19 protein-coding genes, 1 tRNA gene, 1 pseudogene and 1 riboswitch are annotated in these 24,321 nt (G+C 72.9%); of the genes and pseudogenes, 16 read left to right on the top strand and 5 right to left on the bottom strand.

The window, feature by feature from the left end:
• The first annotated feature begins 17 nt into the window (after positions 1-17).
• Both ACIQGV_RS02695 and ACIQGV_RS02700 read left to right on the top strand, forming a co-directional pair.
• Positions 18-1,082: a sugar phosphate isomerase/epimerase family protein gene (locus ACIQGV_RS02695; protein WP_402489365.1), complete on the top strand. Its 1,065-nt coding sequence runs from the start codon at positions 18-20 to the stop codon at positions 1,080-1,082.
• A gap of 384 nt (positions 1,083-1,466) precedes the next feature.
• Positions 1,467-1,551 (top strand) — tRNA-Leu (locus tag ACIQGV_RS02700).
• A gap of 215 nt (positions 1,552-1,766) precedes the next feature.
• Here ACIQGV_RS02700 and ACIQGV_RS02705 read toward each other — a convergent pair.
• Positions 1,767-2,378: a histidine phosphatase family protein gene (locus tag ACIQGV_RS02705; RefSeq protein WP_402489367.1), complete on the bottom strand. Its 612-nt coding sequence runs from the start codon at positions 2,376-2,378 to the stop codon at positions 1,767-1,769.
• Positions 2,379-2,490: 112 nt separating this feature from the next.
• Positions 2,491-2,578, top strand: a riboswitch (cobalamin riboswitch).
• 61 nt (positions 2,579-2,639) lie between these two features.
• On the opposite strand from ACIQGV_RS02705, the gene ACIQGV_RS02710 reads away from it, so the two are divergent.
• A complete protein-coding gene (locus tag ACIQGV_RS02710; RefSeq protein WP_402489370.1) occupies positions 2,640-2,867 on the top strand; it encodes a CbtB-domain containing protein in 228 nt (75 codons plus the stop codon).
• A gap of 18 nt (positions 2,868-2,885) precedes the next feature.
• The gene (locus tag ACIQGV_RS02715) at positions 2,886-3,650 is read left to right on the top strand and encodes a CbtA family protein (RefSeq protein WP_402489372.1); all 765 of its coding nucleotides are present in this window, start codon (positions 2,886-2,888) and stop codon (positions 3,648-3,650) included.
• A gap of 83 nt (positions 3,651-3,733) precedes the next feature.
• Here the strand turns inward: ACIQGV_RS02715 and ACIQGV_RS02720 are convergent.
• A pseudogene (locus tag ACIQGV_RS02720) lies at positions 3,734-4,291 on the bottom strand (glycerophosphodiester phosphodiesterase family protein); the annotation flags it as partial.
• 289 nt (positions 4,292-4,580) lie between these two features.
• Here ACIQGV_RS02720 and ACIQGV_RS02725 point away from each other — a divergent pair.
• The 3 genes from ACIQGV_RS02725 to ACIQGV_RS02735 all read left to right on the top strand — a co-directional run bounded on the left by ACIQGV_RS02725 (position 4,581) and on the right by ACIQGV_RS02735 (position 8,951).
• Positions 4,581-5,282 carry a DNA polymerase beta superfamily protein gene (locus tag ACIQGV_RS02725; RefSeq protein ID WP_402489375.1) on the top strand — a complete coding sequence of 234 codons (702 nt, stop codon included), beginning with the start codon at positions 4,581-4,583 and terminating at the stop codon, positions 5,280-5,282.
• Between the two features lie 502 nt (positions 5,283-5,784).
• The gene (fusA, locus tag ACIQGV_RS02730) at positions 5,785-7,839 is read left to right on the top strand and encodes an elongation factor G (protein ID WP_402489377.1); all 2,055 of its coding nucleotides are present in this window, start codon (positions 5,785-5,787) and stop codon (positions 7,837-7,839) included.
• A gap of 191 nt (positions 7,840-8,030) precedes the next feature.
• A complete protein-coding gene (locus ACIQGV_RS02735) occupies positions 8,031-8,951 on the top strand; it encodes an LLM class flavin-dependent oxidoreductase (protein WP_402489379.1) in 921 nt (306 codons plus the stop codon).
• Positions 8,952-8,991: 40 nt separating this feature from the next.
• On the opposite strand, the gene ACIQGV_RS02740 is transcribed toward ACIQGV_RS02735, so the two are convergent.
• Positions 8,992-10,782, bottom strand: coding sequence for a coagulation factor 5/8 type domain-containing protein (locus ACIQGV_RS02740; protein ID WP_402489382.1), 1,791 nt, complete (start codon positions 10,780-10,782; stop codon positions 8,992-8,994).
• A 199-nt stretch (positions 10,783-10,981) separates the two neighbouring features.
• Here ACIQGV_RS02740 and ACIQGV_RS02745 point away from each other — a divergent pair, with 199 nt between their 5' ends.
• From ACIQGV_RS02745 to ACIQGV_RS02765, 5 genes are all read left to right on the top strand, one after another.
• Positions 10,982-12,298, top strand: a complete 1,317-nt coding sequence (locus ACIQGV_RS02745) for an ABC transporter substrate-binding protein (protein ID WP_402489385.1) — start codon at positions 10,982-10,984, stop codon at positions 12,296-12,298.
• A 5-nt stretch (positions 12,299-12,303) separates the two neighbouring features.
• Positions 12,304-13,299 (top strand): carbohydrate ABC transporter permease, encoded by a 996-nt coding sequence (locus tag ACIQGV_RS02750; RefSeq protein WP_402489387.1) that lies wholly within the window; start codon positions 12,304-12,306, stop codon positions 13,297-13,299.
• Positions 13,292-14,146, top strand: coding sequence for a carbohydrate ABC transporter permease (locus ACIQGV_RS02755; RefSeq protein WP_402489390.1), 855 nt, complete (start codon positions 13,292-13,294; stop codon positions 14,144-14,146). The genes ACIQGV_RS02750 and ACIQGV_RS02755 overlap by 8 nt, the downstream gene beginning before the upstream one ends.
• A gap of 29 nt (positions 14,147-14,175) precedes the next feature.
• Positions 14,176-15,534 (top strand): GH1 family beta-glucosidase, encoded by a 1,359-nt coding sequence (locus ACIQGV_RS02760; protein WP_402489393.1) that lies wholly within the window; start codon positions 14,176-14,178, stop codon positions 15,532-15,534.
• A 185-nt stretch (positions 15,535-15,719) separates the two neighbouring features.
• On the top strand, positions 15,720-17,600 hold the full coding sequence (locus tag ACIQGV_RS02765) for a discoidin domain-containing protein (protein WP_402489396.1): 1,881 nt from the start codon (positions 15,720-15,722) through the stop codon (positions 17,598-17,600).
• A gap of 44 nt (positions 17,601-17,644) precedes the next feature.
• Here ACIQGV_RS02765 and ACIQGV_RS02770 read toward each other — a convergent pair whose 3' ends face one another.
• On the bottom strand, positions 17,645-19,513 hold the full coding sequence (locus ACIQGV_RS02770) for a hypothetical protein (protein ID WP_402489397.1): 1,869 nt from the start codon (positions 19,511-19,513) through the stop codon (positions 17,645-17,647).
• 67 nt (positions 19,514-19,580) lie between these two features.
• Entirely contained in the window at positions 19,581-20,345 is a 765-nt protein-coding gene (locus ACIQGV_RS02775) for a CDP-alcohol phosphatidyltransferase family protein (RefSeq protein WP_402489399.1), read from the bottom strand.
• Positions 20,346-20,456: 111 nt separating this feature from the next.
• Between ACIQGV_RS02775 and ACIQGV_RS02780 the strand changes: the two genes are divergently transcribed.
• The 4 genes from ACIQGV_RS02780 (at position 20,457) to ACIQGV_RS02795 (ending at position 24,220) form a co-directional block, all read left to right on the top strand.
• Positions 20,457-21,434 carry a zinc-binding alcohol dehydrogenase gene (locus ACIQGV_RS02780; protein ID WP_402489403.1) on the top strand — a complete coding sequence of 326 codons (978 nt, stop codon included), beginning with the start codon at positions 20,457-20,459 and terminating at the stop codon, positions 21,432-21,434.
• A 115-nt stretch (positions 21,435-21,549) separates the two neighbouring features.
• On the top strand, positions 21,550-21,948 hold the full coding sequence (locus tag ACIQGV_RS02785; RefSeq protein WP_402489405.1) for a 6-pyruvoyl trahydropterin synthase family protein: 399 nt from the start codon (positions 21,550-21,552) through the stop codon (positions 21,946-21,948).
• 98 nt (positions 21,949-22,046) lie between these two features.
• Positions 22,047-23,192 carry a glycosyltransferase family 4 protein gene (locus ACIQGV_RS02790; protein WP_402489527.1) on the top strand — a complete coding sequence of 382 codons (1,146 nt, stop codon included), beginning with the start codon at positions 22,047-22,049 and terminating at the stop codon, positions 23,190-23,192.
• Positions 23,189-24,220 (top strand): class I SAM-dependent methyltransferase, encoded by a 1,032-nt coding sequence (locus ACIQGV_RS02795; protein WP_402489408.1) that lies wholly within the window; start codon positions 23,189-23,191, stop codon positions 24,218-24,220. The genes ACIQGV_RS02790 and ACIQGV_RS02795 overlap by 4 nt, the downstream gene beginning before the upstream one ends.
• Positions 24,221-24,321 lie beyond the last annotated feature (101 nt).

Below are 24,321 nucleotides of genomic sequence, written 5' to 3' on the forward strand. Positions count from 1 at the left end.
CACGAGGAGTTCCAGGCATGAAGCGCCAGTCCCCCACCGATCCCGAACTCACCCGCCGCCTCACCAGGCGGGGCATGCTCGGCGTCGCCGCGGGCACCACGGCGGCCGCGCTGCTGGGCGCCGCGGCGGCACCCGCGGCGGCCGCGGACGGGACAGCCACGGGCGAGGCCGCCGGCGCGACGGGCGGCGCCCCGGGCCGCGGCCGCCCCGTCCTGCCCCCGGGCCGCCTCGGCATCCAGCTGTACAGCCTCCGCGACAAGGTCTCCACGCTCGGCTTCGCGCCCGTCTTCGCCGAGCTGGAGAAGTACGGCTACGACGAGGTCGAGTTCGCCGGATACACCCAGGGCTCGGCCGGGCCGATCACGCTCACCCGGCTCGGGCGGCTGGCCCGCGACCACGGTCTGAACCCGATCGGCAGCCACGTCGGCTACCACTCCGACAGCCCCGGCGCCTACACCTTCGCCCAGAACCTCACCAAGGTCCTCGACGACGCCGAGGCCCTCGGCCTGAAGCACATCGGCACCGCCTCCGGGCCGTTCCGCTACGGCTCCACCGTCGACGCGTGGAAACGTGCCGCCGAGGACTTCAACACCTACGGCGCGGCGGCCAGGGCACGCGGCATGAAGTTCTACCAGCACAACCACTCCGAGGAGTTCTCCTTCGCCACCGACGACCCCGGGGTCCGCCTGTACGACGTGCTGCTCGCCGAGACCGACCCCGACCTGGTCTTCCTGGAGATGGACGTCTTCTGGGCGTACGTGGGCCAGTTCCGCTTCGGCACGCGCCCCGACGGCACCCCCGCGCCCTTCGAGCCGCTCGACTACGTGCTGCGCCGGCCGCACCGCTACCCGCTGTTCCATGTCAAGGACGGCGAGCGCGACCCGTCGACCCCGTTCGGCTACCGCATGACCGACGTCGGGGACGGCGACATCGACTACCGGCGGTTCATCTCCGGCGTCACCCGGCTGCGCGGAGAACGCCTCGCCCATCACTGGCAGGCCGAGCACGACCAGCCGGCGGAGTCGTCCACGTTCGCCCGGCGCTCCAGCGAGCACCTGCGCTCGCTGCGGGAGAAGTGCTGACCCGCGGCGGAACGTGAGGGGTCCTCCCCGGCACCGGGGAGGACCCCTCACGTCGTGCGGTCCGGGCCGCGCCGCCTCCTCGCCGTCTCCTCGCCGTCACCATCGCCATGGCCGTCGCCTCGGCGCAGGCCGCACGGATCGCCGAGGCGGCCGGGCTGCCGCCGCAGTCCGGAAGGGAGGAACCACCACCGAGGTGCCCAGGTGGCGGTCCCGGGGGCGGCCGACGGCCTTCGGTCACTTTCGGTGAGGATCCGCGCCCGGAGCGTGCGGACGTGCCCCGACCTGCGACGGGGTGCGGATATGCAGGTGAAAGGCACTCCAAAACCTTGGTATCGTTGTCCATGTCGCCGCGGGGAACACCCCGCTCAAAGCGGCAGACACCTTGTCCGGGTGGCGGAATGGCAGACGCGCTAGCTTGAGGTGCTAGTGCCCTTTATCGGGCGTGGGGGTTCAAGTCCCCCCTCGGACACTCATCACCGACATGTGCGGGTCGAGGCGAGCAGCCTCGGCCCGCATTTTGCATGACCGGCCGACAGGCGATCGGCAGACAGCCGGCGAGCGGCCGGCACCGACGGACAGCCGGCGGATGCTCGACGAGCGGCCGACAGGCGGTGGACGAGCGGTCGAGGGGCGGTCGACAAGCGGTGGACGAGTGGTCGGCGAGCGGTTGTGCGGGCGGCCCGCTCAGCCGGTTCCACCGTCCTCCTCCGGGTCCTCTCCCGGGGCCGTTCCCTCTCCGAAGGCCGGTTCCAGCCGCAGGTTCCAGCGTCCGGCGCGGCCGGTGAGCCGGACGGCGCTCAGCGGCGGCACGTCGACGCGCCAGAACGACTCCGGCGGAGCGGACAGCGCGAAGAGCACCGCGGCACGCGCCACTGCCTGCTCGACCACGGCCGGCAGCCGTCCGGCGTCGGAAGGCAGCGACTCGATCCACGCGGCGACCCTGCGGCACACGTCGGCCACGGACTCGCCGCCGTGCGGGACCGCCTCCGGATCGCTCAGCCAGGCGGCGAACGCGGTGGCGTCGGCCGTGACGACCTCGTCCGGCGTGCGGCCCGACCAGCCGCCCATGTCCATGTCGCGCAGGGCCGGTTCGACGACGGCGGTCCGCCACCCCAGGGCCTCCGCGGTCCGGCGGCAGCGCTGTGAGGGCGCCGTGAGACGGTCGCCGGACGCGGGCAGGGACGCGGCGAGAGGAGGCACCCGCCGCAGATCCCGCGCGTCGGGCTCGGCATCGCCGAAGCGCACCTCCCGCCCCGCCGGCGCGACGGCGCACAACAGCGTGAGCCGTGTCGTCATATGAGCCCCCCTGGCCGAATCCACACCGACCGGCCATCCTAGGTGGCGCACGCCATGTTGGCCGGATGTCGTCCTGCCCCTACTATCTGGGCGACAAGGACGACGGCGCTTCGGAAGTCCGGTGGAAAACCGGCACGGTCGCGCCACTGTGTGCCGCCGGCTCCTGCCCCACGGGGTGGGGGGACGGCGGTGAGTCAGACCCGATGCCGTCGTCGAGTGCTCCACACGAAACGGGACGCGTGTTCCCGAGGAGGTCTCGCCATGGCGCAGTCCACTGCCGCCCCCGCCCCTTTCCCCGCAGCTCTGCCGTCGGCCACCCCGCTGCCCGTCCGGGCCGTCCTGCCCTGGGCCGTGTTCTTCGGCCTCATGATGCTCGTCCTGCTCTACTTCGTCGGCGCCGAGCAGGGTGCCTTCGCCGTCTTCTCGGGCGAGGGGGTCCACGAGTGGGTGCACGACGGACGCCACCTGCTCGGCTTCCCCTGCCACTGACGGGGAGCACACACACCGATGAACTCCGCCATAGTGCGTTCCCTGCTGGTGCGCGGCATGCTCGCCGGCCTCGGCGCGGGACTGCTCGCCTTCGTCTTCGCGTATCTGGTCGGTGAAGGACCCGTCGACGCGGCGATCGCCTTCGAGGAGGGCAACGCCCACCACCACGCCGCCGGCGGGGAGGAACTGGTCAGCAGGTCGGTGCAGTCGACCGCGGGTCTGGCCACCGGCGTCCTCGTCTTCGGCGTGGCCGTGGGCGGCATCGCCGCGCTCGCGTTCTGCTTCGCGCTGGGCCGGATCGGCCGGTTCGGCCCCCGCGCCACGGCCGCCCTGACCGCGCTCGGCGCGTTTCTCACCCTCTACCTGGTGCCCACCCTGAAGTACCCGGCCAATCCGCCGGCCGTCGGCGACCCCGGCAGCATCGACCAGCGGACCGCCCTGTACTTCCTGATGATCGCGCTGAGCGTCCTGCTCGGCGTCGCGGCCGTCCTGCTGGGCCGCCGTCTCGCCCCCGCGTGGGGCAACTGGAACGCCTCCGTCGCGGCCGGGGCGGCCTTCGTGGCGGCCGTGACCGCCGCGATGGTGTTCCTGCCGTCGGGCGACAACGTGCCCGACGGTTTCCCGGCCACCGAGCTGTGGGAGTTCCGTATGGCCTCCCTCGGTGTCCAGGCCCTGCTCTGGGCCGTCTTCGGGCTGCTCTTCGGCCTCCTGGCGGAACGCGCCCTGGTGCCGAGGCAGGCCGCCCCGGCCGAGGCCGGCGCGGCGAGCCTCTCCGCGACGTAGTCCGGCGCGGAACGACGCGGTCGGATCCGCCGGGGGCGCGCCCGGCAGGTCCGACCGAGTCACCCGTCCGTCCCGCCCGCGCCCCGGCGGACGAACAGCTCGCGCGGCGCGGTCTGTTCGGGAGCGCCCGCCTCGACCTTCGTCTCGACGTTGAGGGTGACCCGCCGGGCCCGGTACCGCTCGACCAGGGCGAACACGTCCTTCAGCTCGGCCATCCGCAGGCCCTCGATCCGCTCCTGCTCGGGAAAGCCGGGCAGCTGCCGGTAGCCGCAGTCCAGGGTCCTGATCTGCGCCCGCGTCAGATCCTTGACGTACTTGCCGACGTACGGGTACACCGGGTCGCCCGGGACGACCGGCGCGGTGTCCCTGCACTTGACGGCACTGACCTGACGGTCGTGGGTGACGACCACCTTGGTGACCTGGGTGTCCAGCTCCAGCGTGGAGACGCCGAGCCGCAGCGCCTTGGCGAAACCCTCCAGCGACGACTCGGTCGTCATGCCGAGGCCGCCGCGGTGGGCCTGGAGGTCGAAGCGGGCCCCGCGGTGCTGCACCTGAGGGCCGGGCTCCGCCGCACGGGCGGGAGCGGGCAGTGCGAGCACCGGCAGCAGGGCCATGCCTGCGACGAAGCGTCCGACGGACATCGCAACCTCACTCGTCGTGTCGGGTGTGACGACCACAGGACGCTAGTGCGGCGCCGGGCGTGTGCCGAGGGCGTCGGCATGAGATCGCCGTGAACGCCGGAGGAACGCCGTGAACGCCGGAGGAACGGCGACACGATCCGGCCACCCGGAAACGCGTCGCCAAGGACGCGCCCGGCGCCGCGCCCCCGAAATTCGGGGGAGCTCCCCCCGGCCCGCAGGTCATCATGGCCGTTCGGCGTCGTACATCCGCGTACGCGTTCCCGCAGTTCCGGCACCTCGGGGGGCCTTCGTGACCGTCACCAACATCCTGCTGTCCGGCGTCGTCGGCTCGACCGCGTACGGCCTCGCCCGCGAGGGCTCCGACGTGGACCGCCTCGGCCTGTTCGCGACCCCCACCGAGCAGCTGCTCGGCCTGCGCACCCCGAAGGACTCCCACGTCACCACCCACCCCGACCGCACCCTGCACGAGGCGGCCAAGTGGTGCCGACTCGCCCTCGGCGGCAACCCGACCGTCATGGAACTCGTCTGGCTGCCCGACGAGCTGTACGAGGTGCGCACCCCGCTCGGCGACGAACTCGTCGGCATACGTGCGTCGTTCCTCAGCTCCCGGCGCGTCCGCGACGCCTATCTCGGTTACGCCACCCAGCAGTTCCGCAAGCTGGTCAGCCGCGGCGACGGGTCGTTCTCCGCCGACACCCGCAAGCGGACCGCGAAGCACGCCCGGCATCTCAAGCGGCTCTGCGAGCAGGGCTTCGAGCTGTACCGCACGGGTGGGCTGACCATCCGGGTCGAGGACCCCGACAGCTATCACCGGTTCGGCGAGCAGGTCGCCGCCGACCCCGACGCCGCGGCCCCGCTGCTCGCCCACTTCGAGTCGGCCTTCGCCGAGACCCGGAGCGCCCTGCCCGAGGAGCCGGACGAGGCCGCGGCCGACGCCTGGCTGCGCGGCGTCCGCCGGCACTTCTACGTGTCCGCCGGCACCGTCGCCTGAGAGCCGTACCCGAGAGTCGTAGGGGAAGCGCCCCACGGGGAACGCCCTACGGGGAAGGCCCCGGGAGAAGTCCCGTACGACCGGCCCCGTACGACCGGCCCCGTACGACCGGCCCCGTACGACCGGCCCCGTACGACCGGCGTCGTACGGGAAGTGCCGTGCGGGAAGGGCGGGGTGAGAAAAACCCCGTGCCTTCGCGCGGTCCGGTTCCCTACACTCGCCACACCAGAGCACGCCGCCCTCTCCCACGGGTGGGGTGCCGCCGTGTCGAGCGAGGGGAGCCGGGCCGTGCGTGACCGCACCGCTGTCGTCGTTCCCCGCTCCCGGTCCGAGGTGATCCTGGTGTCCTCGTCCGCCCGGTGCCCGCTGCGCGGCCGGCACCGGACGCCGTGACGGACACCTCCACGGTTCTGCACACGCACTGATCCGACGCGCCGTCGCGCGCCGTCGTCACGGTGAATCGCGCCGCCCTCCCACGGAACCATCCGAAAGGCCAAAGGCCGTGCGCGCCAACGTCAGCAACCCTCTCGCCACCGTCCGCAACCTGGGCATCCTCGCCCACGTCGACGCGGGCAAGACCACCGTCACCGAACGGATCCTGTTCGCCACCGGCACCACCCACAAGCGCGGTGAGGTCCACGACGGCACCACCGTCACCGACTTCGACCCGCAGGAGCGGGACCGGGGCATCACCATCTTCGCCGCGGCCGTCAGCTGTGCCTGGGACGGCCACCGGATCAACCTGATCGACACACCGGGCCACGTCGACTTCGCCGACGAGGTGGAGCGCTCGCTTCGCGTGCTGGACGGCGCCGTCGCCGTGTTCGACGCCGTGGCGGGCGTGGAGCCGCAGAGCGAGTCGGTGTGGCGGCAGGCCGAGCGGCACGGCGTGCCGAGGATCGCCTTCGTCAACAAGCTGGACCGTGCGGGCGCCGACCTCGACCGAGCCGTCGGCTCCATCCGGGAGCGGCTGCATCCGGTCCCGCTGGTCGTGCAGCTGCCCATCGGCGCGGAGGACGGCTTCACCGGCGTCGTCGACCTGATCGGGATGCGGGCGCTGGTGTGGGCCGACGGTGCCGAGGCGCCCGAGGAGGGCCCGGTGCCGGCCGGCCTGTACGACGAGGCCGTACGCCGCCGCAGGATGCTGGAGGAGGCCGTCGCCGAGCGCCACCCGGCCGCGCTGGAGGAGTTCTGCGACCGGGAGACCCTGTCGGCGCAGGCCCTGACCGCGGCTCTGCGCGACCTGACCCGCAGCGGTGACGGCGTCGTGGTGCTGTGCGGCTCCGCCTACCGCAACCGCGGCATCGAACCGCTGCTGGACGCCGTGGTGGCGTATCTGCCGTCCCCGCTCGACGTGCCGCCCGTACGGGGCGAGCACGCGGGCGGGGAACAGGAGCGCGCCGCGGACCCCGAGGCACCCCTCGCCGCACTGGCGTTCAAGGTGCAGGCCACCCCGACCGGGCGGCTGACGTTCCTGCGGCTGTACTCCGGCACGCTGGAGAAGGGTGACGCGGTGTGGGACGCGGGCGCGCGGCGCACCGAGCGGATCGGCCGCATCCTGCGGGTCCGGGCCGACCGGCACGCCCCGCTGGAGCGCGCCGTCGCCGGTGACATCGTGGCCGTGGTCGGGCTGAAGTCGGCCCGCGCGGGCTCGACCCTGTGCGCGCCCGACGCGCCGGTCGTCCTCGAACCGCCCGGCGTCGCCGACCCGGTGGTGTCGGTGGCGGTGGAGGCCCGTACGTCCCGTGACACGGGGCGGCTGGCGTCCGCGCTGGCCCGGCTCGCCGAGGAGGATCCGTCCCTGAGGGTGCGGACCGACACGGAGACGGGGCAGACGGTGCTGTCGGGCATGGGCGAGCTGCATCTGGAGGTCGCGGTGGAGAAGATGCGCCGCGAGCTGGGCCTGGAGGTCAATGTGGGCCGCCCCAGGGTGAGTTACCGCGAGACGGTGGAACGGGGGGTGTCGGGCGTGGTGTTCCGGCACGTCAAACAGGACGGCGGGGCGGGGCAGTTCGCCCATGTCGTGCTGGACGTCGAGCCGACGGGCGGCACGGGGTTCGAGTTCCGCTCGGCCGTCGTCGGCGGCCGGGTCCCGCAGGAGTACGTCCGTGCCGTGGAGGCCGGCTGCCGGGACGCCCTCGCCGAGGGGCCGCTGGGCGGGCACCAGGTGACCGGGGTGCGGGTCACCCTCACCGACGGGGCGACCCATGTGAAGGACTCCTCGGAGACGGCCTTCCGCACGGCCGGCCGCTTCGGGCTGCGCGAGGCCCTGCGCGGCTGCGTCATGGTGCTGCTGGAGCCGGTCGCGGAGGTGACCGTCACCGTGCCCGAGGACGCCGTGGGCGGGGTGCTGGGCGACCTCGCGGCACGGCGGGGCCGGGTCACCGGCTCGGTCGCGCGCGCCGGGTCGGCGGTCGTCACCGCCACGGTGCCGCTGGCCGAGCTCTTCGGCTACGCGACCCGTCTGCGCGGCCGCACCCAGGGCCGGGGCACGTTCACCGCCCGGCCGACCGGGTACGCACAGGCCCCGGCCGGGACGGTGGCGGCCACGCGTTAGCGCGCGGTCGGTCCCGCTCCTGGCGGCCCCGGCCTCCTCGGCCGGGGCCGCCGTCGGCCGTGGGGCGGGTGGGGGCGCGGCCGCCTGTGGGGCGGGTGGGGGTGCGGTTTACAACGCGCCCCCACCTCCATATAGTTCGTAGTGCGAATAGTTCGTAGTACGAACTTGATGATACGGGGGTATCGATCACCATGACCGTACGCAAGCCGCTGTTCGGCACCGGCGGCCTCACCGGGGTCCACGAGGCCGAGGCCACGCTGCGCCAGGCGGAGCAGGCCGACCGGCAGGGCCTGGACCTGTTCACCGTCTCCGACCACCCGTACTTCGGCGGGCGTCTCGACGGCTACTCGATCACGGGGGTCGCGCTCGGCCGCACCCGGCGGATCTCGGGCCTGGTCAGCGTCAGCAATCTGCCCACCCGCCCCGCGCCGATGCTCGCGCGCCAGATCACCTCGCTCTCCGCGCTCACCGGGGGCCGTCTGGTGCTGGGCATGGGCGCGGGCGGGCTGTGGGACGAGATCGGGAAGATGGGCGTGCCGCGTCTCGGCCCGGGGGCCGCCGTGCGGGCGATGGAGGAGGCGGTCACCCTGATCCGCGCGCTGTGCGGCGGCGGGGAGCCGGTGACCTTCGAGGGCGAGTTCCACCAGGTGCGCGACCTCGAACCGGCGCCTGTGGCGGCGCCGCCGGTGTGGCTGGGCTCGGTCGGCCCCAAGTCGCTCGCGGCCGCCGGCCGGGTGGCCGACGGCTGGATCCCGGGCCACGCGGCCGACTGGCTGAGCGCCCGCTACCGCGACTCCCGCCCGGTGATCGACGAGGCGGCCGCGGCGGCGGGGCGCGACCCCGCGGACGTCGTCACCGTCTACAACCTGCCCGGGCTCATCACCGACACCCCGCTGGCCTCGCCGCGCGACCGCGAGGGCCGCTGGCTGGGCGGTTCGGCCGGACAGTGGGTGGAGGAGCTGACCGGCGCGGTCCTGGAGCACGGGGCCGCCGGTTTCGTCCACTTCCGCGTCGACGGCGACCCCGCTCCCTACGACGTCACCCTGGGCCGCTGGGCCGAGGAGATCGCCCCGGCGGTCCGGGAGGCGACCCTGTCGGCCCGGACCGCCTGAACCCGCCCGGCGCGAGGCCCTCGGCCCGCCGGGACGGCCCTCACGGGTACGACACCACCGTCGACGGCACGGTCGACGTGCCCGAGGTCGGGTCGCCGATGCCGTTGACGACATGCGCGAACTGTCCGTTGCCGCCGAGGGAGACCACGAGCAGGTCGTGGAGCTTCACCCCCGGCCGGACGGGCGCGGCGAAGCCGTGGTCCTGCACGATCGTCGGGTCGACGTTGTAGAAGCAGTAGCTCCCGAGCCCCCAGCCCTCGTGGGTGCGCACCCGGTCGCCGACCCGGTACGCGGCGTAGCCCCGGACCTTGCCGTTCTGGATCGCGGCCTGGTTCGGGGCGTCGTACGCCTTCTCGTTCTGGAAGAAGACCGTCCGGCCGCGCTCGCCGAACCACTGGACGTCGTACTTGTTGAAGTGCTCCACGAACAGGCCGGTGGCCACGACGTCGGAGCCGTTGACGACGACGCCGTAGTCGGCCCGGTTGGTCTCCCAGCCGACGCCGTCGCCGTGGTCGGCGCGCCAGACCCAGGTGTGGTCGATGATCGTGTGGCGGCTGTTGACGACCATGCTGGTGGTGGCCCTGCCGGGGCCCGCGCCGCCGATGCGGATGAACACGTCCTGGACGGTCGTGGGGTTGGCCGAGTGGTCACGGCCGGCCCCGCTCGGGCCGATCTCCAGCAGCGTCGGTGAGTTCACCGGGCCCGCGTCGATCAGGAAGCCGGCCAGCCGGACCCCGTCGACGTCGGCGACCCGCAGCGCCGTGACCCCGCCCTGCGGCACGAGGGTCGCGTAGCCGAGGCCCAGGACCACGGTGTTCGCCCGGTTCACCCGGATCGGCCGGTCCAGGTGGTAGATGCCGGGCGTCAGCAGCAGGTGGAGGCCCTGTGCGAGCGCCTGGTTCAGGGTGGCCGCGGACACGCCCGGCCGGGCGACGTAGAACCGCGACAGCGGCAGCGAGGTGCCGCGCGGGGTGCCGTTCCCCCAGGTCGTGCCGCGGGCGGCGACGCGCTTCTCGGGCAGGAAGACCCGGAACCGGTCGCCGTCGGCGTACAGGAACGGCTTCTCCCGTGAGACGGGTGTGGTGTCCAGCGTCGTGTACGGCGGGTTCGGGAAGCTCTGCGCGGGGGCGCCCTCGACGCCGGAGAAGACCATGTTCCACACGCCGTTCAGCCAGCTGCCGATCGAGCTGTCGCGGGTGTACCACTGCTGCTGCGAGTACGGCCCGACCTGGCCGTCGATGCGGCTGTCGGCGATGTAGCCGCCGCTGGCCCAGCCGTAGCCCGAGGGCGCGAGGTCCAGGCCGCCCCGCACGTGCATCCGGCGGAAGGGCGCGGCCTGCGCGACCGCCCAGCGGTTGGTCCCGCTCGCGGGCACGAGGGCGAGGTTCTCCGCCGAGCGCCAGAAGTTCTGCGTGGCGTTCCCGCCGAACCAGCCCGCGTCCACCGTGACGTCGCCGTGGAAGGTGGTGTCGTCGGGGGAGAGGCCGAGGCCCGCGATCGAGGTGTAGAAGCCGAGCTGGGCGTTCAGGCCCTGGTAGGTGCCCGGTCTGAACAGCAGGGCGTAGCGGCCGGTGCCGAACTGCGCGGACTCCTGCCGGCGGAAGACCTCGTCGAGCCGGGCCTGGATGTCCGGTGTGGACGGGTCGAAGACCAGCACGTTCGGGCCCAGGTCCCCGCCGCCGGGCAGGGCGTGGGGGCGGCGGCCCCGGGCGGCGGACGGCGTGGTGGCGGAGGCCGGTGTGGACAGCCCCGCGAGCACGGGCGCCGAGACGGCGGCGGCGAGCACGGCTCGGCGGCCGACGGCGGACCGCTGGGGCGAAATGTCGGGCATGGGGCGGCTCCTGCTTCAGGAAGTGAACAGTGGGGAGTCTGGGAGCGCTCTCTCGCGATTGAATGCTTCAACTGTCCGAACGTGAACGTCAAGACTTGGGACCGGACTGGGCGGATCCTGCCGCAACTCTTGACGGTGCTGCTTCGGGAGGATTAACTCACGTCCTAAATTAAGTCCTGAGGCATTCGGGAGCCGAACCATGCGCAACCTCAGAGCCGCGGCGGCAGGCGCCGTCACTCTCTCACTCGCCCTCGTCACCGCGGCCTGCGGAGGGGGTTCGTCCTCCGGCGGCGGATCCGACGACTCACCCAAGACCCTCACCTACTGGGCGTCCAACCAGGGCGCCAGTGTCGAGATCGACAAGAAGGTCCTCCAGCCCGAGCTCGACAAGTTCGAGAAGCAGACGGGCATCAAGGTGAAGCTGGAGGTCGTGCCCTGGTCGGACCTGCTCAACCGGATCCTGACCGCCACCACCTCCGGCCAGGGACCCGACGTCCTCAACATCGGCAACACCTGGTCCGCCTCGCTCCAGGCCACCGGTGCCCTGCTGCCCTGGGACAAGGCGAACTTCGACAAGATCGGCGGCCGCGACCGCTTCGTGGACTCCGCCCTCGGCTCCACCGGTGCGTCCGACCAGGACCCGGCCGCGGTCCCGCTGTACTCGATGGCGTACGCCCTCTACTACAACAAGAAGATCTTCGCCGACGCCGGGGTCGCCAAGCCGCCGGCCACCTGGGCCGAGCTGGTCGCGGCCGGCAAGAAGATATCCGCCGACGGCAAGCAGGTCCTGGGCGCCGAGGGGGCGAACCCCACGGAGAACGTCCACCACGTCTTCGTCTTCGCCAAGCAGCACGGTGCCGACTTCTTCGCCGCCGACGGCAAGCCCGACTTCACCTCCGACGGCGCGGTCGACGCGGTCAAGCAGTACGTCGACCTGATGGCCAAGGACAAGGCCATCCCCGTCGGCAACGCCGAGTACGCGCAGAACCAGTCGGTCAGCGACTTCGCCAAGGGCAGGACGGCGATGCTGATGTGGCAGTCGGCGTCCGCCAACCTCAAGTCGCAGGGCATGAGCGAGGACGCCTACGGCATCGCCCCGATCCCCGTGCAGTCCGGCACCCCCGGCACCGGCACCGGCGCCAACTCCATGGTCGCGGGCATCAACCTCGCCGTCTTCAAGAACACCGACAACATCTCCGGCGCGACCGAGTTCGTGAAGTTCATGACCAGCGACGCCGAGCAGAAGATCCTCAACCAGGCGTACAGCTCCATCCCGCCGGTCAAGGCCGCGCAGGAGGACCCCGCGTTCAACACGCCCGCGAACGCCGTCCTGAAGAACACCCTCGCCCAGAGCGCCGCCGCGCTGCCGCAGGTCGCCGACGAGTCCCAGTTCGAGACCGCGGTCGGCACGGCCGTGAAGGAACTGTTCGCCGACGTGGCCGCCGGACGCCCGGTGACCGAGAAGTCGGTGAAGGCCGCGCTGGAGAAGGCCCAGCAGCAGATGCCGGCGAAGTGAGTGAGATGACCACCACGACCCCCCAGGCGGTCGAGCGCCCGGCGGTCAAGTCCACCCCCGGTGCGGCGCGCGGCCCCCGCCGCCGCACCGGGCGGCTCCACCGCGCCTCGCTGCCCTATCTCCTTCTCCTGCCCGCCCTCGTCCTCGAACTCCTGGTCCATCTGGTGCCCATGGTCATGGGCATCGTGATGAGCTTCAAGGAGCTCACCCAGTTCACCCTCCGGGACTGGGGCGCGGCCCCCTGGAACGCCCTCGACAACTACACGATGTCGGTCGACTTCAACGGCCCCGTCGGTGAGTCGCTGCTCCGTTCCTTCCTGGTCACCTGCTCCTTCACCCTGCTCTCGGTCGGCCTGTGCTGGCTGATCGGCACGGCGGCGGCGGTGTTCATGCAGGACACCTTCCGCGGCCGCGGCCTGCTGCGCGCGCTGTTCCTGGTCCCGTACGCCCTGCCGGTCTACACGGCCGTCATCACCTGGGTGTTCATGTTCCAGCGCGACAACGGCCTGGTGAACCACGTCCTGCACGACCAGCTCGGCATCACCGACGAGAACTCCTTCTGGCTCATCGGCGACAACAGCTTCTGGGCGCTGCTCATCGTGTCCGTGTGGAAGGGCTGGCCGTTCGCCTTCCTCATCGTGATGGCCGGCCTGCAGAACATCCCGCGGGAGCTGTACGAGGCCGCCGCGCTGGACGGCGCCGGGGTGTGGCAGCAGCTGCGCCGCATCACCCTGCCGTCGCTGCGGCCGGTCAACCAGGTGCTGGTACTGGTGCTGTTCCTGTGGACGTTCAACGACTTCAACACGCCGTACGTGATGTTCGGCAAGTCGGCCCCCGAGGCCGCCGACCTGATCTCGGTCCACATCTACCAGGCGTCCTTCGTCACCTGGAACTTCGGCACCGGCTCGGCGATGTCCGTCCTGCTGCTGCTGTTCCTTCTGGTCGTGACGGGCGGCTACCTCGCCCTCACCTCGCGCGGACGGAGGCCCGCCGATGTCTAGGTCCCCGATGGCGGCGCCGCGCTCCTTCCTGTGGACGCGCCGCATCTTCCTGACCCTGCTCACCGGCTTCGTGCTCGTGCCGGTGTACGTCATGGTCTCCAGCTCGCTCAAGCCGCTCGCGGACGTCACCGGCGAGTTCCGCTGGGTGCCCAGCGGTCTGACGATCCGGCCGTACATCGACATCTGGTCGACCGTGCCGCTCGCGAAGTACTTCGTGAACTCGCTGATCGTGGCGGGCGCGGCGACCGCCTGCTCGGTGGTCATCGCCGTGTTCGCCGCCTACGCGGTCAGCCGGTACGAGTTCCGCGGCAAGCGGGTGTTCACGGTGACCGTGCTGTCGACGCAGATGTTCCCCGGCATCCTCTTCCTGCTGCCGCTGTTCCTGATCTACGTCAACATCGGCAACGCCACCGGCATCGCGCTGTTCGGCTCGCGCGGCGGGCTGATTCTGACGTACCTCACCTTCTCGCTGCCGTTCTCGATCTGGATGCTCATCGGGTACTTCGACTCGGTGCCGCGCGATCTCGACGAGGCGGCGATGGTGGACGGCTGCGGCCCGCTGGGCGCGCTGTTCCGGGTGGTCGTGCCGGCCGCCGTGCCCGGGATCATCGCGGTCGCCGTGTACGCCTTCATGACCGCCTGGGGCGAAGTGCTGTTCGCGTCGGTGATGACCAACGACACCACCCGCACGCTCGCGGTCGGCCTCCAGGGCTACTCCACGCTCAACGACGTGTACTGGAACCAGATCATGGCCGCCTCGCTCGTCGTCAGCGTTCCCGTGGTGGCCGGGTTCCTGCTGCTCCAGCGCTATCTCGTCGCCGGACTGACGGCAGGAGCCGTCAAGTGATCAACAGCTCTAGTTCCGAGGGGACTTCCGTGACCATCGACTTCGCCGCACTCCCGCACGACTTCCTGTGGGGCACGGCCACGTCGGCCTATCAGATCGAGGGCGCCGTGGCCGAGGACGGCCGCTCCCCGTCGATCTGGGACACGTTCTCGCACACCCCGGGCCGCGTGGCGAACGACGACCACGGCGACGTGGCCTGCGACCACTACCACCGCTGGCGCGAGGACATCGGCCTGATGCGGCAGCTGGGCACCAACGCCTACCGGCTGTCCGTCGCCTGGCCGCGGGTCGTCCCCGGCGGCGACGGGCCGGTCAACGCCAAGGGCCTCGCCTTCTACGACGAGCTGGTCGACGGCCTCCTGGAGGCCGGCATCACCCCGTCCGTCACCCTCTACCACTGGGACCTGCCCCAGGTGCTCCAGGACCGCGGCGGCTGGCCCGAGCGGGACACCGCCGAGCACTTCGCGGCGTACGCGGAGACGGTCGCGGCGCGCCTCGGCGACCGGGTGACGCACTGGACGACCCTCAACGAGCCCCTGTGCTCGGCCTGGATCGGCCACCTGGAGGGCCTGATGGCCCCCGGCCTGACCGACCTCACAGCCGCGGTCCGGGCCTCCTACCACCTGCTGCTCGGGCACGGGCTGGCCGCCCGGGCGATCCGGGCCGCCGCCCCGAACGCCGAGATCGGCATCGTCAACAACCTCTCCACCATCCACCCCGCCTCCGACCGGCCCGAGGACGTCGCCGCCGCCCGCCGCATGGACGGGCACGTCAACCGCTGGTGGCTCGACCCGGTCCACGGCCGCGGCTTCCCGGCCGACATGCTGGAGGTGTACGGCGTCGAACTCCCGGAGAAGCCGGGCGACGCGGAGACGATCGCGGCCCCGCTGGACTGGCTGGGACTGAACTACTACTTCCCGCAGACCATCGCCGACGACCCCACGGGTCCGGCCCCGCACGCCCGGGCCGTCCGTCTCGACGGCGTCCGGCGCACCGGCATGGACTGGGAGGTCGACGCGTCCGGCATCGAGACGCTGCTGCTGCGCCTGACCGAGGAGTACGGCGCCCGCCGGCTCTACGTCACCGAGAACGGCTCGTCCTACCCGGACGTGGTGCGCCCCGACGGCACGATCGACGACCCCGAGCGCCAGAGCTACCTGGAGGGGCACCTGGCCGCCTGTGCCTCGGCCGCGCGCAAGGGCGCCCCGCTGGCCGGGTACTTCGCCTGGTCGCTGCTGGACAACTTCGAGTGGGCGTACGGCTACGACAAGCGCTTCGGCCTCGTCCACGTCGACTACCGCACGCAGGCGCGCACGATCAAGGGCACCGGCCACCGCTACGCGGAGATCATCCGCAGCCACCGGGACCGGGCGGCCAGGGCCGCCTGAGCCACAGACCCCGCGGTGGGCGCTGCACTGGGAGCGCGCGCCCACCGCGGTCGTTCGACGGAGGCGGCCGAGCCGCCGCCTCCGTGCACGGCCGCCCCCACTGCGGCCGAGGTACATGTCAGATCACATAGGAACAGACACGTGTCAGGTACACGTCATGCACGTGTCCGACCAGGGAGAGCCGCATGCCATCCCGTACCCCCCGCATCCTCATGACCGGGCTCGCCGCCCTCACGCTCCTGGCCGGCGTCCCCGCCCTCACGGGCCCCGCCACCGCCGCGTCGGCCGCCGAGGCCGCCGCCTGGGACACCGACCTCGCGGCCGCCGCCTACGCCGCCAGCCCGGCCGCCGTCACCGCCTCCGGCAGCGAGAACGGCGGGACCGCGCCCGGCCTCGCCTTCGACGGCAACGCCGGCACCCGCTGGTCCAGCGACTTCAGCGACACCGCCTGGATCCGCGTCGACCTCGGACAGCGCCTGCGCATCGACCGCGTCGCCCTGGACTGGGAGGCCGCCTACGGCAAGCGGTACGTCCTGGAGGTCTCCGACAACGGCACCGACTGGCGGACCTTCCACACCGAGACCGCCGGCACCGGCGGCTCCGTCAACCTCCACACGTACCCCAAAGAGGTGACAGGCCGGTACCTCAGGCTGCGCGGACTCGAACGCGGCACGCCCTGGGGCTACTCCCTGTACTCCTTCAAGGCGTACGGAGGCGCCCCGGCCCCCGCCTCCACCAGCCGCACCAACCTCGCCCTGCACCACCCCGCGTACACCAACCTCTACCAGCACGCGGGCAACTCGCCGGCCTTCGTCACCGACGGCGGCCGCCCCGCGAACCTCAAGGACGACATCAGCCGCTGGTCCAGCGACTGGAACGCCGACCGCTGGGTCGGCGTCGACCTCGGCGCCCCCTCCACGATCGACACCGTCGAGCTGTACTGGGAGGCCGCCTACGCGGTCGACTACGAGATCCAGGTCTCCGACGACAACCGCTCCTGGCGCACGGTGTACCGGCCGTCGGCCGCCGAGGTCGCCGCCCGCCGCGCCGACGTGAAGTCCCCCGGCGAGGCGACCGGCCGGCGCGACACCGTACGCCTGCCGCAGCCGGCCACCGGCCGCTACGTCCGCATGCTCGGCAAGGAGCGCCGCTCCTTCTACAACCCCGCCCCCGCCACAGCCCAGTTCGGCTACTCCCTCTACGAGTTCGAGGTGTGGGGCACCGGCGGCAGCGCGAACGCCGCCTACCCCGCCCTCCCCGGCGAGCAGCAGGGCACGTACCGGACCACGTTCTTCGACGACTTCACCGGCTCCGGCCTCGACCGCTCCAAGTGGCGTGTCGTACGCACCGGCACCGAGATGGGCTCGGTCAACGGCGAGTCGCAGGCGTACGTGGACTCGCCCGACAACATCCGCACCGAGAACGGCAACCTCGTCCTGCGCGCCAAGTACTGCAAGGGCTGCACCCGCGCGGGCGGCGGCACCTACGACTTCACCTCCGGCCGCATCGACACCAACACGAAGTTCGACTTCACCTACGGCCGGGTCAGCGCCCGTATGAAGCTCCCCGTCGGCGACGGACTCTGGCCCGCCTTCTGGATGCTGGGCAGCGACGTCGACAACCCGGCGGTGGGCTGGCCCGCCTCCGGCGAGACCGACATCATGGAGGCCATCGGCTACGCCGACTGGACCAGCAGCGCCCTGCACGGCCCCGGCTACTCCGCCGACGGCAACATCGGCGCCCGCCAGGTCTTCCCCGGCGGCGGCCGGGTCGACCAGTGGCACACCTACGCGGTGGAGTGGACACCGACCGCGATGCGCTTCTACGTCGACGACCGTCTGGTCCAGCAGACCACCCGGGACACGCTGGAGGCGACCCGCGGGAAGTGGGTCTTCGACCACAACCAGTACGTCATCCTCAACCTCGCCCTCGGCGGCGCCTACCCGGCCGGCTGGAACAAGGTCACGACCCCCTACTGGGGCCTGCCCCAGTCCAGCGTCGACCGCGTCGCGAGCGGGGGAGTGCAGGCGGAGGTGGACTGGGTGAGGGTCGAGCAGAAGGGCTGACCCGGCGCGACGGACGGCCCGGCGCGACGTGCCGGGCCGTCCCCTCAGCGGCCCCGGTGCAGCTCACCGACCGCCATCCGCCAGTGCGCCGTCAGCGCGTCGGGCGGGGGCAGCGGGCGGTCGAGATGGAACAGCACCGGGCCGTAGAGCGGATGCGGCCGGCCTCCGCCGTGCGCGGTGACGAGCGCCGACAGCGGGGCGCTCCCCGCCGCGGTGGCGCGGTCGGCCTCGACGAGCACGGCGAGCCGGTCGTCCGGGTGCAGTGTGTCCAGCGGCAGCCCGGTCCGCCGGGCCAGCTCGCCCCAGGTGGTCGTACGGCTCTCCCGCGCGGCCCGCCGCAGGGCGACCCACACGGTGGCCGCGTGGGCGAGGACCGTGTCCAGGCCGAGGCGTGCGGTGAGCTGCTCCTCGTGCCGGCGCCAGCCTTCCAGGCAGCGCAGTTCCTCCGCGGCGAGCTCCTCACCGACCTCCTCGGCGAGCCGGCCCGCCTCCCTGAGGAGGCTGCGCAGCATGTCGGGATGCAGATCGTCGCCCTCGGTGTCGAGACGGGCGGCGAGAGCGGAAAGCCGCTCCCACGCCGCGTACAGCTCGTCCGCGGCCCGGTCCTGCAGCCAGTCGGCGAACCCCCGGACCTGCTCGGACTCCTCCGGCCGCAGCGCCGCCCGCTCCAGCTCGGCCATGGCCCGCAGCACGGAATCCGCGTCTCCTTCGAGCCGGGCCTCCTCGGCCACGTCCAGCAGCGCGTCGACGGCCCCGCGCCGGTCGTCGGCGACGCGTACGGGCGTGGTCCGCCGTCGCTGCGGCGGAGGGCTCACGGGCCGGAGCGACGTCACCTCGACGACCCAGGTCCCGTCCTCGGCCCGCGTCAGCGCCGCGTCCACAGGGACGTAGGCGAGTGCGGGGTCGAGGGGTCCGGCCCCGGCGGGCAGAGCGAGGCGGACGGGGACGCGCAGTTCGGCGTCGTGGAGACGTGGAGCGGCAGTGCTCCGGGCACCGGTGAGGAGGGCACCACCGGGAAGAGGGACGAGGGGGGAGGGTTCTCGCACGGGTGCGGGTGCGGGTGCGGGTGCGGGTGCGGATGCCGGAACGGACTCGGGCCCGGTGGCAGGCGCAGGCACTTCAGGGGCAGGCACAGGCGCAGGCGGTACGGGCGCCGGGCGGGCCTCTCGCCGCACCTCACGTGGTGCCGCGTGCCGCGCCACGATGCCCGACCCGGTCCGCACCAGCCCCGGCGTCAGGACACCGGCCGATGTCAGGGTGCAGCGGGACAGCGGGACCCACTCCACCGGCCCCTGGGCGAACTGAGTGCCGATCAGCACCTCGCGGGTCGCGCCGGCGGAACGGCACTGCACCCGCAGGGCGTAGCCGTGGCGATCGACGTGCCAGTTGGCGACGAGGCTGTCGGGACCGAAGAACCAGTCGACTCCGGCATGCCGCTCCCTCAGGCCGGAGTCGGACTCCTCCCACTCCCGCTTGGACCGCCGGGCGAGCTGCACCCGGGCGAGCCTGGCTCCCATGTCGTACGACACGTCGACCACCTCGCGGACCTGGAGGCCGCGGGGCCGGTACGACGGTTGCACCCCGCGCCGCCCCTGCCGTTTCAGCCACTCCGTCAGGGCGCGGCCGATGTACAGATGGTCGGCGCTGCTCTCGTCACGATCGGCGCGGCGGCAGTCCGCGGCGGCCGAGACATGGGCGAAGTGGCACTTGCGGTCCCGGTACTGCTTGGGGATCAGCCTTCGGCCGCAGCCGCCGAGGAGTGTGCCGCAGTAGAAGGACCGCCCGGGGTGGCGGCGGACGAACGTGTCGAACGCGTCGGCGTCCATGGGCAGGAACACCGGTGCGTCGGAGCCCGCGTTCCCTGACACGGCTGTCTGGACCTTGCGGGTGTCTTCCTCCGCGTACGACGGCATGGCAGTGGCTCCGAGCGCTGATGGATCTTCGCTGGCCACATCGTGTCAGAGGGGTTCGGCGCCGTCGTCAGCCGCCCACCCTCTCCAGCACCCTGGCCCGCTCGGGGAGCACCGGCAGGACGCGCGACGTGCGCCACAGCCAGGCCACGTCACGGCCGAACGACCACACCAGGGAGCCCAGGGCCAGCAGGACCACGCCGGCCGTCGCCGGGGGCGGGAGCAGGTCCGAGGCCGCCACCAGCAGGAACACGCCCTGCACGGCGGCCACCGTCTTGCGGGCCGTCGACGGCGGCAGGGGCGCGTTCAGCCAGGGCCAGAAGCGGGCCGCGGCGACGAACGCGTAGCGCATACCGCCGATCAGCAGCACCCACGGGCCCAGCGCCATCGAGACGTACACGCTCAGCACCAGGATCAGGAACGCGTCGACCTCCATGTCGAACCGCGCGCCCAGCGGCGTCGACGTGCCGGTGCGCCGGGCGACCTTGCCGTCGACGCCGTCCAGGATCAGCGCCACCGCCGTCAGTCCCACGAACAGCGTGACCGGCGGCGAGCTCTGGTAGGAGTCGGCCACCAGCGCCGTCACCGCGCCGACCAGGATCGCCCGGCCGAGCGTGACCCGGTTGGCGGGGCCGAAGGACGCCGGCCGGGCGCGGTGCAGGGCGCGGGAGAGCACCGCCCAGGTGGCGAACGCGAACACCAGCCCGGTCAGCCAGCCCGCCGGTCCCATGCCGATCGCCGTCCCGAGCAGGGCCAGCAGCAGAAGCTGCACCCCCGCTCCGACGGCGGTCTCCTGCTGGACCGGCCTCGCGTCGTAAGTGTCGTTCAGGGCCACCGCACATCCTCCGGCCGTATGACAGAGTCGATCACCGCCGCGTATACCTGGTGCGCGGCCTGTGCACTTCTCGGTACGTGAACACCTTCCCGATCGTTCAGGAGGATGTGGATGAACAACTCCGCACACGCGTTCTGGCTTACCTCTCCGGGGGACGGCGCGATACGCGAGACGGACCTTCCCCGGCCCGCCGAGGGCGAGGTCCTGGTGCGCACCCTGTACTCGGGCATCAGCCGCGGCACCGAGACGCTCGTCTTCCGCGGCCAGGTCCCGCGCAGTCAGCACGAGGCGATGCGGGCGCCGTTCCAGGAGGGCGACTTCCCCGGCCCGGTCAAGTACGGCTATCTGAACGTCGGCGTGGTCGAGGAGGGTCCCGCCTCCCTGGTCGGCCGTACCGTCTTCTGCCTCTACCCGCACCAGACGCGCTACGTCGTGCCGGCCTCGGCCGTCACCCCCGTGCCCGACTCCGTCCCCGCCGCACGGGCCGTCCTCGCCGGCACCGTGGAGACCGCGGTGAACGCCCTGTGGGACGCCGCCCCGCTGGTCGGCGACCGGATCGCCGTGATCGGCGGCGGCATGGTCGGCTGCTCGGTCGCCGCTCTCCTCGCCCGCTTCCCGGGCGTGCGCGTGCAGCTCGTCGACACCGACCCGGCCCGCGCGAAGACCGCCGAGGCGCTCGGCGTCGGCTACGCGGCGCCCGAGGACGCCCTCGACGGCTGCGACCTCGTCGTCCATGCCAGCGCCACCGAGCAGGGCCTGGCCCGCGCCCTGGAACTCCTCGCCCCCGAGGGCACCGTCGTCGAACTGAGCTGGTACGGCGACCGCACCGTCAGCCTGCCGCTCGGCGAGGCGTTCCACTCCCGGCGCCTGACCCTGCGCGCCAGCCAGGTCGGCACCGTCTCACCGGCCCGCGCGAGCCGCACCTACGCCGACCGGCTCGCCCTCGCCCTCGACCTGCTCGCCGATCCCGCGCTCGACGCGCTGATCACCGGAGAGTGCGCGTTCGAGGAACTCCCCGACGTGATGCCGAGGCTCGCCTCGGGACAGATCCCCGCACTGTGCCACCGGGTGGTGTATGCACACGCCTGACCTGAGAAAAGAGTGAGAGTCGGCTGAACACGGGGAAGCGAATGGCCGTACTACACGGCATCCCCCGGCAGGGAACGGGCCGGGGACCAGACGCACCGCACTGGAGGGTCGTCCGTTGTTCAGCATCACCGTCCGCGATCACATCATGATCGCCCACAGTTTCCGCGGCGAGGTCTTCGGCCCCGCGCAGCGCCTGCACGGCGCGACGTTCCTTGTGGACGCCACCTTCCGGCGCGACCGGTTGGACGAGGACAACATCGTCGTCGACATCGGCCTGGCCACCCGTGAACTGGGCGCGGTGGCGGCCGAGCTCAACTATCGCAATCTGGACGACGAACCGGACTTCAAGGGCATCAACACGTCCACCGAGTTCCTGGCGAAGGTCATCGCCGACCGTCTGGTCGAGCGCATCCACCAGGGGGCGATGGGCGAGGGCGCCAAGGGGCTGGCCGGCCTCACGGTCACCCTGCACGAGTCCCACGTCGCCTGGGCGAGTTACGAGCGTGGCCTGTGACCGACACGACCGTGGAACGGCCCTCCGTCGGCCCTGCCGGCTCCGTCAGCTCTGTCGGTCCGGTCGGCGCGGGTGTCCCCGTCGCCACCGGCGGCTCCCTGGCCTCCGTCGACCGGGTGCCCGCGCGCGGCTCGGAGTACGTGCCCATGACCCTGCGCACGGTGCACCTCGTGGTGCCGGGCGGTGTCGCCGACCCGGCCAGCCCCAGCGGCGGCAACGCCTACGACCGGCGCATCTGCCTGGACCTGCCCGGCTTCGGCTGGCAGGTCCACCAGCACCTCGTGCCCGGCGCCTGGCCCCGGCCCTCCGACGCCGACCGCGCGGAACTCGCACGGGTGCTGCGCCGGCTGCCGGACGGGGCGGTCGTCCTGCTGGACGGGCTGGTGGCGTGCGGGGTGCCCGAGACCGTCGTCCCCGAGACCGGACGCCTGCGCCTCGCCGTGCTGGTGCACCTCCCGCTCGGCGACGAGACGGGCCTCGCGCCCGGCACCGCCGCCGAGCTCGACGCCCGCGAACGCGAGGTGCTGCGCGCGGTGCCCGCCGTGATCGCCACCAGCGACTGGGCGGTCCGCCGTCTCGTCGCCCACCACGGCCTCGCCCCCGACCGGGTGCACGCGGCCATGCCCGGAGCCGACATCGCGCCGCTCGCCCCCGGGACCGACGGTGTCTCACAGCTGCTGTGCGTCGCCGCCGTCACCCCGCGCAAGGGCCAGCACCGGCTGGTGGAGGCCCTCGCCGCGGCCCGTGACCTGCCGTGGAGCTGCACCTGCGTCGGCGCGCTCACCCAGGACCCGGCGTACGTCGCCCGGCTGCGCGCGCTGATCGACCGGCACGGCCTCACCGACCGGGTCCACCTGGCCGGACCGCAGGCCGGTGCCGCGCTGGACGCGAGCTACGCCGCCGCCGACCTCATGGTCCTCACCTCGTACGCCGAGACCTACGGCATGGCCGTCACCGAGGCGCTGGCGCGCGGCATCCCGGTGCTGGCCACCGATGTCGGCGGTGTCCCCGAGGCGGTCGGCCGCGCCCCCGACGGCGGTGTCCCCGGCATCCTCGTCCCGCCGGAGGACCCCGCCGCCCTCGCCGCGGAACTGCGCGGCTGGTTCGGCGAGCCGGACGTGCGCCGCCGGCTGAAGGCCGCCGCCCGGGGCCGCCGCGCCGCCCTCGACGGCTGGGCCACGACGGCCCGCACCCTGGCCGGCGTCCTGCACCGGCTCCCGAACGAACCCTGGAGGGCGTCATGAGCAGGCAGACGACGGTCGAGGGCGGCGACACGGACACCGCGACGAAGGCGTCCGACGGCACGGCGGGCATCCCCGCCCCCGGCGGCCCCGCCGACGGGGACCGGCCCGGCCCGGACGTGATCCCCGGCGCCGGACCCGTCGGGCGTCCCGGCGAGCGGGCCACCGTACGGCTGCGGCCCGACGGTCCCGAGGAGCCGCCGCGCTACGCCCCCGAGTGGCTGGAGCTGCGCGAGGGCGCCGACGCGGCGGCGCGGTCGCCGGAGCTGCTCGACCCGCTGCGGATCCGGCTGGCGAACCTGCCGGGCCGGTCGGCGGGCGGACTGGTCGTGCACGACCTCGGCTGCGGCACCGGCTCGATGGGCCGCTGGCTGGCGCCCCGGCTCGACGGCCCCCAGCACTGGGTGCTGCACGACCGTGACCCCTACCTCCTGCACTTCGCGGCCGTGGCCTCCCCGAAGGCCGCCGCCGACGGCAGCCGGGTCACCGTGGAGACCCGCCGCGGGGACGTCGCCCGGCTCACCCCGGACGCCCTCGCGGGTGCCTCCCTGGTGACGGCCTCCGCGCTGCTGGACGTCCTCACCCGCGAGGAGACGGAGGCCCTCGCCTCGGCCTGCGCGGGTGCCGGGTGCCCGGCCCTGCTGACGCTGTCCGTGGCCGGCCGGGTCGAACTCGCCCCGGCCGACCCGCTGGACACCGAGATCGCCGACGCGTTCAACGACCACCAGAAGCGCACCGGACTCCTCGGCCCCGACGCGATCAGCGCGGCGTGCGAGGCGTTCGCCGAGTACGGCGCGACCGTCCAGGTCCGGCCCAGCGCCTGGCGGCTCGGCCGGGCGGAGGCGCCCCTGACCGCGCAGTGGCTGCGCGGCTGGGTCGGCGCCGCCGTGGAGCAGCGGCCCGAGCTGAAGGCCCGCGCCGAGACGTATCTGGCGGCCCGTCTGGCGTCCTGCGCGCTGGGCGAACTCAAGGTGACCGTCCACCACGCCGACCTGCTGGCCCTGCCCCGGCCGTCGGGCAGCGCCCGGTGACCGCCCGGCCCGCCGGGGCACCCGTCGCAGCGGACCGTACGGCGCCCGGGGCGCCCGGGGTCCCCGTCCCGCCGGACGGTACGTCCCGCGGGACGGCCGAC

This window comes from Streptomyces sp. NPDC093094 (genome assembly GCF_044754345.1).
Lineage (GTDB): Bacteria > Actinomycetota > Actinomycetes > Streptomycetales > Streptomycetaceae > Streptomyces.

Excerpts from the sequence above, each read along its gene's own strand:
- ACIQGV_RS02705 (WP_402489367.1), bottom strand. The coding sequence starts at position 2,378 with ATGACGACACGGCTCACGCTGTTGTGCGCCGTCGCGCCGGCGGGGCGG.
- ACIQGV_RS02795 (WP_402489408.1), top strand. The coding sequence starts at position 23,189 with ATGAGCAGGCAGACGACGGTCGAGGGCGGCGACACGGACACCGCGACG.
- ACIQGV_RS02710 (WP_402489370.1), top strand. The coding sequence starts at position 2,640 with ATGGCGCAGTCCACTGCCGCCCCCGCCCCTTTCCCCGCAGCTCTGCCG.
- ACIQGV_RS02770 (WP_402489397.1), bottom strand. The coding sequence starts at position 19,513 with ATGCCGTCGTACGCGGAGGAAGACACCCGCAAGGTCCAGACAGCCGTG.
- ACIQGV_RS02735 (WP_402489379.1), top strand. The coding sequence starts at position 8,031 with ATGACCGTACGCAAGCCGCTGTTCGGCACCGGCGGCCTCACCGGGGTC.
- ACIQGV_RS02755 (WP_402489390.1), top strand. The coding sequence starts at position 13,292 with ATGTCTAGGTCCCCGATGGCGGCGCCGCGCTCCTTCCTGTGGACGCGC.
- ACIQGV_RS02745 (WP_402489385.1), top strand. The coding sequence starts at position 10,982 with ATGCGCAACCTCAGAGCCGCGGCGGCAGGCGCCGTCACTCTCTCACTC.
- ACIQGV_RS02765 (WP_402489396.1), top strand. The coding sequence starts at position 15,720 with ATGCCATCCCGTACCCCCCGCATCCTCATGACCGGGCTCGCCGCCCTC.
- ACIQGV_RS02750 (WP_402489387.1), top strand. The coding sequence starts at position 12,304 with ATGACCACCACGACCCCCCAGGCGGTCGAGCGCCCGGCGGTCAAGTCC.
- ACIQGV_RS02715 (WP_402489372.1), top strand. The coding sequence starts at position 2,886 with ATGAACTCCGCCATAGTGCGTTCCCTGCTGGTGCGCGGCATGCTCGCC.
- ACIQGV_RS02695 (WP_402489365.1), top strand. The coding sequence starts at position 18 with ATGAAGCGCCAGTCCCCCACCGATCCCGAACTCACCCGCCGCCTCACC.
- ACIQGV_RS02780 (WP_402489403.1), top strand. The coding sequence starts at position 20,457 with ATGAACAACTCCGCACACGCGTTCTGGCTTACCTCTCCGGGGGACGGC.
- ACIQGV_RS02740 (WP_402489382.1), bottom strand. The coding sequence starts at position 10,782 with ATGCCCGACATTTCGCCCCAGCGGTCCGCCGTCGGCCGCCGAGCCGTG.